Below are 12,340 nucleotides of genomic sequence, written 5' to 3'. Positions count from 1 at the left end.
CGCTATCACATCACTTTAGAATCGAATTTTGTCTTTAATTTTTATTATCATACTATAGAGGCGGGATTTAAAAATGTGAATAGCCTCTGGGTTGCAATTCTTTACTTGGACTATCAGCTGATTGTATTCTTAATCCTGGTTTCTCCTCTATCACACCGATGGGAAAACAGATCAGATTTTCTTTTTGAAGATCCCGATTAAAAGAATCCAGCTGTTGTATTGAAACTGTAAAACATAACTCGTAATCATCACCTCCTGAAAGAGCCAAGTCAAGGGCTTGTTCAGGACAATATTGATTCAATAAAGGATGCCTGGGTATTGCTTCTTCAAACAAGTTGGCCCCAACACCACTTGCGGCGCAAATATGATTTAAATCAGCGCCTAACCCATCGGAGATATCAATCGCTGAAGTAGCATATTTTCTAAGCAAATGGCATAAATCCACCCGTGGTTTAGGATGTAATAGTTTATTCATTAATTCTACTTTATCTTTTGCATTCACTTTTTTATGCTCATCCAGCAATTTTACAGCCAGACCCGCAGCCCCCAATTCACCGGAAACCATAATCGCGTCACCCGCTTGTGCGCCACAACGTCTGATTGCTTGTCCCTGAGGTGTGAGCCCCATGATGGTCAAAGTGATTGATAACGGGCCTTTGGTCGTGTCACCACCGATCAGATCCACATTATATAAGCCAAGAGAGTCTTTTATCCCTCTCGCGAAGGAATCAAGCCAACTCTGATTCAATTCGGGCAAGGTCAATGCAAGAGTCACCCAACATGGCTGTGCGCCCATGGCAGCCATGTCACTAATATTGACCATTACTGCCTTGCAGGCAATATCATAGGGATCCCATTGCGGTAGAAAATGAATGCCTGAAACTAAAGTATCCGTGCTGACTAGCAAATGCATTCCATCGGGAACCTGCAAGCAAGCAGCATCATCCCCTATCCCAAAAAGGACATCATTTCTCTTGCATGGGATGGATTTAAAATAATGATCAATCAGGGTAAATTCATTCATTATCAAGACTGACTTCAACAGAACGAACCTGTTTTGCCAAATTATTCAATACCCCATTAACGTAACGATATCCCTCTTGTGAACCAAACTCTTTAGTCAAGGATACTGATTCATCAAGAATGACCTTATAAGGTATCTCAGGGCAATGAAACAATTCAAAAGACCCAATTCTCAATACAGTAAGCTCTATTGGATTCAATGCATTGATTTCTCTGTCTAGATACGGCAGTAAACTTGCCTCCAATGCTTCCACATGAGTTGGAATGCCGTATAACAGGCGGCAGAAATATTCTCCATCTACTTTATCCATATTATTAATTGTTCTGAATTGAGCTTCAATTTCATGAAGATCTGTACCAGACATCAGCCATTGATAAAGGGCTTGCAATGCAAATTTTCGAGCTCGTCTTTTACCACGAATTGATTGTTTTTCCACAATTACCTCATATTATTCTAATAACAACAAGAAAAGTGAGCCCTTCACATTTTTTATCTAAGACTTTTCCTTATCTTCATTTTTCATTTGATCAATTGTTTGTCTAAAATCACTCACATCTTTAAAGCGTTTATACACTGATGCAAAACGCACATAGGCCACATGATCAAGCCTGAATAATTCCTTCATTACCAACTCGCCAACCACCTGGGAATCGATCTCGCGTTCACCTCTTCTTCGAATTTCCTCAGTGATAGAAATAATAGCTTTTTCCAAATCATCAACGCTGACAGGTCTTTTCTCCAAGGCTCTCAACATGCCAGAACGTAAATTATCAATATGAAACGGTTCTCTTCTTCCATCACGTTTTATAATCAATGGCATAATCAATTCAGCGGTTTCAAAAGTAGTAAACCGCTCATGACATTCCAGACATTCACGCCTTCTGCGAACTTGAGCGCCATCCGCGACCAGACGTGAATCCACTACCTTTGTTTCTTCCGCATGACAAAATGGACAATACATGATTAGGCATAAACCGGAAATTCACGACAGAGTAGCAACACCTGGGTTTTCACTCTTGAAATATTAGTTTCATCATGAACATTATCAAGGACATCCGCTACCCAGTTAGATAACAAAGTAATCTCTCTTTCTTTAAAGCCTCTTGTGGTTGCAGCAGGCGTACCCAAACGTAAACCACTCGTTACAAAAGGCGAGCGAGGATCATTGGGAACCGAATTTTTATTGACTGTTATGTTAGCTCTGCCTACAGCAGCGTCAGCTTCTTTACCTGTAATTCCTTTATTTATCAAATCCACTAGCAAAAGATGATTATCAGTTCCGCCAGAAACAATATCATAGCCTCTGCTTTGTAACACACTGCACATCGTTCTGGCATTAGCTAAAACCTGTTGCTGATAAGTTTTGAATTCGGGTAACAGAGCTTCTGCAAAAGCAACTGCCTTGGCTGCAATTACATGCATTAAGGGCCCACCTTGCATACCAGGAAATACAGAAGAATTTAATTTTTTCTCAATTTCTTCGTTTTCCTTACAAAGGATTAAACCACCGCGAGGTCCTCTTAAAGTTTTATGAGTTGTCGTTGTCACAACATCCGCATAAGGAACAGGAGAAGGATATAACCCTACAGCCACCAGACCAGCTACATGAGCGATGTCCGCCATTAAATAAGCGCCGACCTTATCGGCAATTTCTCTAAATCGAGCCCAATCCAGGATCCTGGAATAAGCTGAAAAACCGGCAATGATCAATTTTGGTTTGTGTTGAAGCGCAAGTTTTTCCAGAGCATCATAATCAATCAAACCCGTATTGCTATCAACACCATACTCGACAGAATGGTATAATTTACCTGAAAAATTAACCTTTGACCCATGAGTCAAGTGCCCACCATGAGGTAAAGCCATGCCCATAAAAGTATCGCCTGGGGACAATAATGCCATCATGACTGCTGCGTTCGCTTGTGATCCCGAATGCGGTTGCACATTGACATAATGAGCGCCAAAAAGTAATTTTGCCCTTGAAATGGCTAACTCCTCAGCGACATCAACAAACTCACAACCTCCGTAATAGCGTTTGCCTGGATATCCTTCAGCGTATTTATTCGTCAACACAGAACCCTGAGCCTCCAATACTCTCGGGCTGACATAATTTTCAGATGCTATTAATTCAATGTGTTCTTCTTGGCGTCGTTTTTCATCAGAAATTGCTTTAAAAAGAACATCATCAAAATTTTTTATACTATAACTTTCGTCAAACATGAATGTTCCTTGGTTGGAAGGTTATATTTACCTTGTTTTTATAATAAGGTCATTACGAACACTCTTTACACCATCTACGCCAGCCGCAATAATCCCAGCTCTTTGTTTTATTTTTTGAGAATCGACAAAACCGCTCAACTGCACTTGATCTTTATATGTTTTTACTTTTACGGCAAATCCCATAGTCCCCAATTGGTCAACCAAACTGGCTTTCACCTTGGCAGTAGTCGTTGAACTATCAAGATATTCCCCTGTACTTTCCGACAGAGGAGAAGCGGCACACGCAATAATTATCATGGATATGGATCCCACTAATAACATCTTAAGTGAGTCGCGCATAGAGGCTCCTTAAAGATAAAAACGTTATTAGAGTATCATAAAAATTACCCGGATACGAAGAGGATAATAGTACAATTTTAGTTCTTTTAAAAAAAAAGTTTCCTGTATTCAGCAAGTTAAATTATTAACTATGGCCATGAATTTTTTTCTGTTCCTCAGGATTGGAAGTATCATGTCCATGTACATTAGAAGAATCAGGATGGCTGTGCACATTACCATTATCATGAGCATGTCCATGCACCTGACCGTTATTTGCATTGTGTCCGTGAACATTTTTCTGAACTTCGACTCTGGCTTGTGATGGTGGCGGAGTAACTACCGCAGCATGGCCTTGAGTTTTCGCATGCTCATAATGAACCTGCCCCCTTGGCGCACTATAGTATCGATTATTACTATGATATCGCTGATTGTAATGACGATGATAATGCCCTTGAGGATATGAGGGGGTAACCTCTACGCGAGGAGCAGGCCCCAAATACTCTGGCTGATAAAAGTCTTCTTGGATAACTGTGCAGGAAGAAAGTAAAGGAAACAGTACTACGCAGGGAATGAGGTATTTCATGTACAACTCCTCAAAGGAAAGGAAAACTCTCGAATCATTGAGAGCTTTCCCGAATTTTCAACGAATTATCTGGTTGATAACTCAGCCTTAGCTTCTTTCAAGTAAGGAACTACACGGATGGTACTGTTCACATTTGTCCAACCGGAATAAATAGTATAGTAAGGTGATGTAATAGTAATGTACATACCACTATGGCAATAGAAATTATAGAATAGGCTTATGTAGTGAGGTGACTCATAACGATAGATATTAAAATCTATAGTTGTGCCATCATCAAACGTACCGAATACACGAACATCTGTGAAGCTTTGGTTAATGATTTCAATTTGGCAGTAACCAGGATAAGTTACGCTCTTTTGTATTGATTTCTTGTCTGCATTATCAGCCTTGGGATGTAAGTGAAGATTTGCAGCAAAAACGTTAGAAAATAAACTGAAACATACAACAAATAACAATGATTTTAACTTCATGAGCTTCCCCTTAGTAAGATGGAAGCTGCATAGTATCAAAGTATTCAATTTAGTCAATAGGATTTTTTTGTACCCATAAAATCAAAGTTCATTACAATTCAATTTTATTAGAGAAGAAGCAGAAACAACTATGAAAATATTAAAAATAATAAGTCATCTCAAACAATAAGATGATAAAGTAAATGTTTATGTTATATTTGCTAAATTAAAATTTTTTTCAAGCATTAACAGGGGAAGATAATGAATAAACGATTGACTATCATGGGAATAATCTTGTTGGTAGTTTTCGGTGGAATCATAGCTTTTAATCTAATTAAGGCTTACATGATTAAACAATTCTTCGCCAGTTATGCGCCTCCTGCTGTTACCGTTTCTTCTGCTGTTGCTCAAGCAGTCGATTGGAAGCCAACCATTGACGCTGTAGGTAATTTCGTTGCAATCAACGGAGTTGATGTCAACTCGGAAGCATCTGGCAATGTAGTTCAAATTCATTTTGAATCAGGGCAATACGTAGAAAAAGATGAGCCATTGATCACCATTGACGACAGCATCGATCAAGCATTGCTCAAATTTAACCAGTCGGAATTAACGCTTAAAGAACTCAGCTATAAACGGCAAACTGATCTCTTCAAGCGTGGCGCCACGCCAAGCTCCAGTGTTGATGAAGCCAAAGCTAACTTGCAACAGGCTCAGGCGAAAGTAGAGCAGATTCAAGCGCAAATTAAACAAAAACACATAGGTGCCCCTTTTTCCGGCCGCCTTGGCATCCGCCAGGTAAACCTCGGCCAATACGTCACTCCAGGACAAACCTCCATAGTTTCTTTACAATCACTGGATCCCCTTTACCTGGAATTTTACTTGCCAGAGCAATATTACAAAAGAATTCATCTTAACCAGCCTGTGACCTTTCGCGTAGAGGAATTTCCTAATATTCTCTTTGAAGGAGTCATTCATGCAGTAAACTCTAAAGTAGATCTAACTACTCATAATGTTCAGGTACAAGCTCTATTACCGAACTGCCCTGCTGATGCAATTCAGGATCCAACCAAATCTCCTCTTATCAAAGCACGTAAACAAGTCAGAGGAGATAAACTGATTGTGGCCTGCAGTACAGAATTAAACAAACAAAATAAAATACGAAATTTTGTATTTATCCCAGGCATGTTTGCTTCCATTGAAGTGGATCAACCTGCAGAGCCTAATACTATTATCGTGCCTTCCACAGCAATTTCTTACAGTCTCTATGGAAATGCTGTTTATATCATTGAAAAAAGTAAAGAAGGTAAGAAGAATAAGGATGGTACTGACCAGTTGGTTGTAAACCGGGTATTCGTCACTACAGGGGAGCAACAGGGAAATTACACAGTTATCAAGAAAGGCATTAAAGCAGGCCAATTGGTCGTAAGTACTGGTGACTTGAAATTACAAAATGGTACCCCTGTTGTTATTAACAACAGTGTCAAACTCGATACAGACAGTGATCCCAACCAACTGGGACAGTAGATCGTGTTGGCAACCCGGTATTTAAATCATTTTATAACATTAGCATGCTCTAATAATATGGCTTGTTGTTCTTTACTACCGACTAGGATCATGGTCAGTTTTTTGCAGGATAACTTATGAAATTCACAGATCTATTCATCAAGCGCCCGGTACTCTCCATAGTGGTCAGTATGTTGATTTTTCTATTCGGGATAAACTCCATCTATAAAATGCAAATTCGCCAATACCCTAAAATGGAGAATACAGTCATAACCATAATGACCGGTTATCCTGGCGCTGATGCTGAACTCATAGCAGGATTTATCACTACTCCTCTTGAAAGTGCTGTTGCCAGTGCTGAAGGAATAGATTATATGACTTCATCCAGTCAGCAAGGCCTTAGCACAATTACCTTAAACATCAAGTTGAATTTCGACCCTCAAATTGCTTTTACTGATGTCATGAGTAAAGTGCAGCAAACACTCAATCAGTTACCTAAAGAGTCACAACAACCGGTTATCTTGAAAAAATCAGACTCATCAACCGCATTGATGTACATTAGTCTCGACAGTAAGGATATGACCCCTCAGCAAATCACTGACTATGCTACCCGAGTCGTTCAACCCCAGTTGCAAACAGTGGATGGAGTAGCCAAGGCTGATATTTTAGGTGGTCAAACTTATTCCATGCGAATATTCATGAATCCAATTAAAATGGCTGCGCTTAACGTCACTCCGGCTGATGTGTCAGCTGTTTTGGCCAGTAACAACTTCCTTACTGCAGCCGGAAGCACTAAAAGTGAATACGTTGCCATCAATGTCACGGCTAAAACCGATTTGAATAATGTTGAGGAATTCGAAAGACTGATCGTAAAAAGCGATAAGGGGTCAATAATCAGACTCAGGGATATCGCTAAAGTGGAACTGGGTTCACAAAATTATGATAGCTCAGTGACTTTCAACAGTAAAAAAGCCGTCTTTATATCGATCACTCCAACACCAACTGCTAACCCCCTCACAGTAATTAATGATGCTAGAAAACTGTTTCCTTCAATAGTAAGGGAATTCCCGCCATCATTAACTGGCACAATAGTATACGATGCCACAGCATTCATTCGGGCATCTATCCATGAGGTAATGGAAACTATCATTGAAGCCGCAGTCATCGTGATTATCGTTATCTTTTTATTTTTAGGCTCTGTTCGTTCAGTTCTTATTCCCGTTGTCACTATTCCGCTGTCATTGGTTGGTGTCTGTACTTTGATGCTCATACTGGGTTACAGCATCAACTTGCTTACCCTTCTTGCCTTTGTGTTAGCAATAGGATTGGTAGTGGATGATGCCATTGTAGTGGTAGAAAATGTACATCGCCATTTGGAAGAAGGAAAAACCCCCTTTGAATCCGCAATTATAGGCGCCAGAGAAATTGCTACCCCGGTTATTGCGATGACAATCACCCTGGCAGCTGTTTATGCACCAATAGGGTTTATGAGTGGACTGACTGGCGCTTTGTTCAAGGAATTTGCTTTTACACTGGCAAGTGCGGTTATTATTTCAGGGGTTATTGCCTTAACGCTGTCCCCCATGATGTGTTCAAAAATTCTATCCGAAGAAGCCACTAGTGGAAAATTTGCTATTTTTCTGGATGAGTTTTTTAACAAACTGAAACGCGTTTACCAGAATGCACTTCATAGCTTATTGGATACCCGAGAAATGATGTTGCTGTTAGCAGGGGTAGTGATTTTAATGTTGCCCTATTTGTATTCTAACACGGCTGCTGAAACTGCGCCTGATGAAGATCAAGGCTTCTTTTTTGTAATGGCTACTGCTCCACAATATGCAACCTTAGACTACATAGAAGCCTATACAAAGCCCTTTGATGCCATTTATAAAAGTTTTCCTGAAACAGAAAACTATTTTACGGTTAACATGAGCCAACCTATTTCAGGAATGGTATTGAAACCATGGGATCAAAGGAAAAAAAGTCAGTTTGCTCTAAAACAACCTTTACAAAACAAGTTATCCAAAATTGCTGGACTTAATGCTTTCGCTATTGTCCCCCCTCCCCTGCCAGGCGGCGGTGGCGGTCCTGCCGTACAATTTGTGGTTAAGACAACGAATGATTTCCAGAGCTTAATGGATGTGTCGAATAAGTTAACTGAAAAAGCCAGGAATAGCGGGTTATTCATTTACATAGACAATTCCCTTAAATTTAACCAACCACAAGTGGAGTTTAGCATCAATCGAGCAAAAGCTTCCGAAATGGGCTTGGATATGAGAGCGCTTGGAAGCAGCCTGACAAGTGCTCTATCCGGCAACTACATCAATTACTTCAATCTGGAAGGTCGAAGCTACCAGGTAATCCCACAACTGGCGCGCAAATTCCGTCTTACTATAGAACAATTAGGCCAAATTTATGTTAAAACGCTAAACGGGACTATGGTTCCATTATCCACTGTGATAACCCCAACCGAAAAAACTCAACCTAATGCAGCTACCCATTTTCAACAACTCAATTCTGCAACGATTCAGGCTGTGATGATGCCAGGTAAAACATTAGGCCAAGGTTTGGAGTTTTTACAAAAAGCAGCCCAGGAAGTCTTGCCCAAGGGATTTACTTATGATTATGGAGGAGAATCCAGGCAATTTATGCAAGAAGGAAGTGCTCTCATCTTTGCATTCCTTTTTGCTATTGTTGTTATCTTTTTAGTGCTGGCAGCGCAGTATGAGAGTTTTCGGGATCCATTAATCGTTCTCATCAGCGTACCCATGTCCATCTGTGGCGCGCTTATCCCGCTTAACCTTGGAGTAGCGACTATTAATATCTACACTCAAGTGGGTTTGATTACTTTAATTGGGCTCATCAGTAAACATGGAATATTGATAGTGGATTTCGCTAATCATTTGCAACGTGAAAAAAATCTTGATAAACGTGCTGCTGTTGAGGAATCTGCTGGAATTAGATTACGACCCATATTAATGACTACAGCTGCCATGGTGTTTGGAGTAATACCTCTTCTTATTGCCAGCGGTGCTGGAGCAGCAAGTCGATTCGACATAGGACTCGTTATCTCCACAGGTTTATTAATAGGTACCTGTTTCACACTGTTCGTAGTACCTACTTTATATACCTACTTAGCTGAAGATCATCGACATAAGCCAAACGAACCTGCGGAGATCCAATAATTCGACTTTGGATTTTTTCGTAAGCCTTATTAATCTTTAAAAATAATTCGTCAAACAGCCTGCATGTTTCGTCTTCTCCGAAGCATGCAGCCGTACTTTGTGGATACCTGCGACAAGCAACGGTCATTAGAGAATCGGCCATTTAAAACCCAAAGGACTATAATGATTTTTTTCCTGAGTTCCTGTTTTTTTAAAATGGCTAAATTCCCATACTCTATGATAAAATTGTGAGTTTTTACCAGTATAGGCTATACGATAATGGACAAAACTTACTCTCCGGAAGCAATAGAAAAAGCCCTTTATAAAAAATGGGAAAGTCATCATTACTTTCAACCACGCGGTGAGGGTAAACGATTTTGTATTATGCTTCCGCCCCCTAATGTAACAGGAAGCCTCCATATGGGACATGGTTTTCAACACACCATAATGGATGCATTAACCAGATATCATCGCATGCTTGGTGACAAAACATTATGGCAACCCGGTACCGATCACGCCGGCATCTCAACTCAACTTGTTGTAGAACGTCAACTGGAAGCCCAAGGCGTATCGAGAAAAGATCTCACCCGTGAACAATTTCTGGATAAAGTGTGGCAATGGAAAGAAGAGTCCGGTAATACCATCACGCAACAAATGAGACGTTTAGGCGCTTCTGTAGATTGGAGTCGAGAACGTTTCACCATGGATGAAGGATTGTCTGCTGCTGTACAAAAGGTATTTGTACAGCTCTATGAAGAAGGACTTATTTACCGAGGAACCCGCCTGGTGAATTGGGATCCCAAACTGGGCACTGCTGTTTCAGATCTTGAAGTTCTCTCTGAAGAAGAAGATGGCTTTCTTTGGCACATTCGCTATCCTGTTGTTGATTCTGAAGAATTTCTAATAGTTGCAACTACACGCCCCGAAACCTTACTAGGTGATTGTGCCGTTGCCATCCACCCCGATGACTCACGTTTCAGGCACCTTATTGGAAAGCAGGTTCATCTGCCCTTATGTGATAGAACAATACCCGTGATTGCGGACGATTACGTTGACAAGGAATTTGGCAGTGGGTGTGTAAAAATTACCCCCGCACATGATTTTAACGATCATGAAGTAGGCAAACGTCATCAATTACCACAAATCAATATTTTAACAAAGAAAGGGACAATCAATAAAAACGCCCCCTTAAAATATCAGGGGATGGATAGATTTGTTGCCCGAGAGCAAATCATTAAAGATTTGGAAAAGGAAGGCTTGCTGGCGAAAACAGAGCCTCACAAATTAAAAGTGCCTCGAGGTGAAAAATCGAATGTCATCATCGAACCTTTATTAACCGATCAATGGTATGTTAAAACCAAACCATTGGCAGAACCTGCTATCGCTGCTGTAAAGAAAGGAGACATCCGTTTTATTCCCGAGACATGGGATAAAACCTATTTCCAGTGGATGGATAATATTGAGGACTGGTGTATCAGCCGCCAACTATGGTGGGGGCATAGAATTCCTGCGTGGTATGATAATCATGGTAATATTTATGTAGGTTATAGTGAAAACGATGTTCGCTTTAAACATAAAATTGATCAATCTACTCCCTTGAAACAAGATGAAGATGTTCTGGATACCTGGTTTTCATCAGCTCTCTGGCCCTTTTCAACATTAGGCTGGCCTGAGCGTACTCCCGAATTGGAACAATTTTACCCTACTTCTGTACTGGTAACCGGATTTGATATCATATTTTTCTGGGTTGCCCGTATGATCATGATGGGACTAAAGTTCACTGGGAAAATTCCTTTTAAAGAAGTCTTTATAACAGGTTTAATTCGTGACAGTGAAGGGCATAAAATGTCCAAATCCAAAGGAAATGTACTGGATCCATTGGACATTGTAGACGGAATTGATCTGGATTCTTTAATAGCCAAACGAACGTCTAACCTGATGTTAAATTCTGTTCGTGACAGAATTACAAAAGCCACTCGTAAGGAATTTCCTGAAGGAATCAGCGCTTATGGAACAGACGCGCTGCGATTCACTTACTGCTCTCTTGCCTCAACAGGGCGTAATGTGCGTTTTGATTTAGGACGAGTTGAAGGATATAGAAATTTTTGCAATAAACTATGGAACGCAGCTCGCTATGTCTTATTAAATACAGACGAAGAGCAAATTGATTTTGGGGATGGCGCATTTCAATACAGCCCAGCTGATCAATGGATACTATCCCGGCTACAAAATACCGTAAGTAAGGTGCATCACTATTTTGAAACCTATCGGTTTGATCTCCTCGCTAATACGCTATATGAATTTGTCTGGCATGAATATTGTGACTGGTATTTAGAATTATCCAAGCCCATATTACAGGATGACCAGGCTTTAAGCGCCATGAAAAGAGGCACGCGAAGAACTTTAATTCATGTTCTGGATCAAATATTGAAGCTTCTTCATCCTCTGATGCCATTTATTACAGAAGAGATTTGGCAAAAAACTACCAAATTTACCAGTGAAAATGGGATTAGTATCATGCTGAGCACATATCCCAAAGTCAATGAGGAATTCATAAACCCCGCTATAGAGGAAGAATTGGATTGGTTAAAGTCAGCCATTCAATCACTACGAACCATACGCAGTGAAATGTCTATCTCACCCGCCAAGTTAATACCTTTATACATACGCAATATTACTCCTGAATTAAAGGAGCGTATCGCAAAATATGAAAAAATTCTCAAGACGCTAAGCAAGATAGACAAAATTAATTATCTTGCTCCTGATGAGAAAGTTCCTGTTTCAGCTACTGCGGTATTGGGTGAAATTGAATTGTTGATTCCAATGGCAGATTTGATTGATAAGGAGGCAGAGTTATCAAGACTGAATAAAGAGCTTGCCAAATTGAATAAAGACATCGAGCTGGCTCAGGGTAAATTAAATAACCCTAAATTCACTGATAAAGCGCCTGAAGAAATCATTGCTAAAGAAAAAGACAAATTAGCTCAGGCTCAAGTGGCTAAAGATAAACTTTTGCAACATAAAAACAGGATTGAGTCATTATAACTCAATGATCCTTAGTTAAAACCTCCTTACAGTCATG

General features: G+C 40.2%; 10 protein-coding genes. 3 read left to right on the top strand and 7 right to left on the bottom strand.

Annotation, left to right across the window (positions count from 1 at the left end; genetic code table 11):
• Nucleotides 1-67 precede the first annotated feature (67 nt).
• The 7 genes from thiL to LPG_RS03580 form a co-directional block, all read right to left on the bottom strand.
• The gene (gene thiL / locus LPG_RS03610) at nt 68-1,024 is read right to left on the bottom strand and encodes a thiamine-phosphate kinase (protein ID WP_011213301.1); all 957 of its coding nucleotides are present in this window, start codon (nt 1,022-1,024) and stop codon (nt 68-70) included.
• Nucleotides 1,017-1,460 carry a transcription antitermination factor NusB gene (gene nusB, locus LPG_RS03605; RefSeq protein ID WP_011213300.1) on the bottom strand — a complete coding sequence of 148 codons (444 nt, stop codon included), beginning with the start codon at nt 1,458-1,460 and terminating at the stop codon, nt 1,017-1,019. Before nusB ends, thiL begins: the two co-directional genes overlap by 8 nt.
• A gap of 57 nt (nt 1,461-1,517) precedes the next feature.
• The gene (nrdR, locus tag LPG_RS03600; protein WP_010946463.1) at nt 1,518-1,985 is read right to left on the bottom strand and encodes a transcriptional regulator NrdR; all 468 of its coding nucleotides are present in this window, start codon (nt 1,983-1,985) and stop codon (nt 1,518-1,520) included.
• A gap of 2 nt (nt 1,986-1,987) precedes the next feature.
• Nucleotides 1,988-3,241, bottom strand: a complete 1,254-nt coding sequence (gene glyA, locus LPG_RS03595) for a serine hydroxymethyltransferase (RefSeq protein WP_010946462.1) — start codon at nt 3,239-3,241, stop codon at nt 1,988-1,990.
• 27 nt (nt 3,242-3,268) lie between these two features.
• Nucleotides 3,269-3,580 (bottom strand): BON domain-containing protein, encoded by a 312-nt coding sequence (locus LPG_RS03590; RefSeq protein ID WP_010946461.1) that lies wholly within the window; start codon nt 3,578-3,580, stop codon nt 3,269-3,271.
• A 124-nt stretch (nt 3,581-3,704) separates the two neighbouring features.
• Nucleotides 3,705-4,142 (bottom strand): hypothetical protein, encoded by a 438-nt coding sequence (locus LPG_RS03585; protein ID WP_010946460.1) that lies wholly within the window; start codon nt 4,140-4,142, stop codon nt 3,705-3,707.
• Nucleotides 4,143-4,207: 65 nt separating this feature from the next.
• Nucleotides 4,208-4,612 carry a hypothetical protein gene (locus tag LPG_RS03580; RefSeq protein ID WP_010946459.1) on the bottom strand — a complete coding sequence of 135 codons (405 nt, stop codon included), beginning with the start codon at nt 4,610-4,612 and terminating at the stop codon, nt 4,208-4,210.
• Between the two features lie 240 nt (nt 4,613-4,852).
• Here LPG_RS03580 and LPG_RS03575 point away from each other — a divergent pair, with 240 nt between their 5' ends.
• From LPG_RS03575 to LPG_RS03565, 3 genes are all read left to right on the top strand, one after another.
• Nucleotides 4,853-6,115, top strand: coding sequence for an efflux RND transporter periplasmic adaptor subunit (locus LPG_RS03575; RefSeq protein ID WP_010946458.1), 1,263 nt, complete (start codon nt 4,853-4,855; stop codon nt 6,113-6,115).
• 116 nt (nt 6,116-6,231) lie between these two features.
• Complete coding sequence (locus LPG_RS03570; RefSeq protein ID WP_010946457.1) at nt 6,232-9,279, top strand: efflux RND transporter permease subunit; 3,048 nt, start codon at nt 6,232-6,234, stop codon at nt 9,277-9,279.
• Nucleotides 9,280-9,537: 258 nt separating this feature from the next.
• Nucleotides 9,538-12,303 carry a valine--tRNA ligase gene (locus tag LPG_RS03565; protein WP_010946456.1) on the top strand — a complete coding sequence of 922 codons (2,766 nt, stop codon included), beginning with the start codon at nt 9,538-9,540 and terminating at the stop codon, nt 12,301-12,303.
• Nucleotides 12,304-12,340 lie beyond the last annotated feature (37 nt).

Source organism: Legionella pneumophila subsp. pneumophila str. Philadelphia 1 (genome assembly GCF_000008485.1).
Lineage (GTDB): Bacteria > Pseudomonadota > Gammaproteobacteria > Legionellales > Legionellaceae > Legionella > Legionella pneumophila.
Note: the sequence above shows the minus strand (reverse complement) of the source record. Positions and strands in the feature narration are given on the sequence as shown.

Coding starts and splice junctions, on each gene's coding strand:
- LPG_RS03575 (WP_010946458.1), top strand. CDS start 4,853: ATGAATAAACGATTGACTATCATGGGAATAATCTTGTTGGTAGTTTTC.
- LPG_RS03565 (WP_010946456.1), top strand. CDS start 9,538: ATGGACAAAACTTACTCTCCGGAAGCAATAGAAAAAGCCCTTTATAAA.
- LPG_RS03580 (WP_010946459.1), bottom strand. CDS start 4,612: ATGAAGTTAAAATCATTGTTATTTGTTGTATGTTTCAGTTTATTTTCT.
- LPG_RS03590 (WP_010946461.1), bottom strand. CDS start 3,580: ATGCGCGACTCACTTAAGATGTTATTAGTGGGATCCATATCCATGATA.
- nrdR (WP_010946463.1), bottom strand. CDS start 1,985: ATGTATTGTCCATTTTGTCATGCGGAAGAAACAAAGGTAGTGGATTCA.
- LPG_RS03585 (WP_010946460.1), bottom strand. CDS start 4,142: ATGAAATACCTCATTCCCTGCGTAGTACTGTTTCCTTTACTTTCTTCC.
- glyA (WP_010946462.1), bottom strand. CDS start 3,241: ATGTTTGACGAAAGTTATAGTATAAAAAATTTTGATGATGTTCTTTTT.
- thiL (WP_011213301.1), bottom strand. CDS start 1,024: ATGAATGAATTTACCCTGATTGATCATTATTTTAAATCCATCCCATGC.
- LPG_RS03570 (WP_010946457.1), top strand. CDS start 6,232: ATGAAATTCACAGATCTATTCATCAAGCGCCCGGTACTCTCCATAGTG.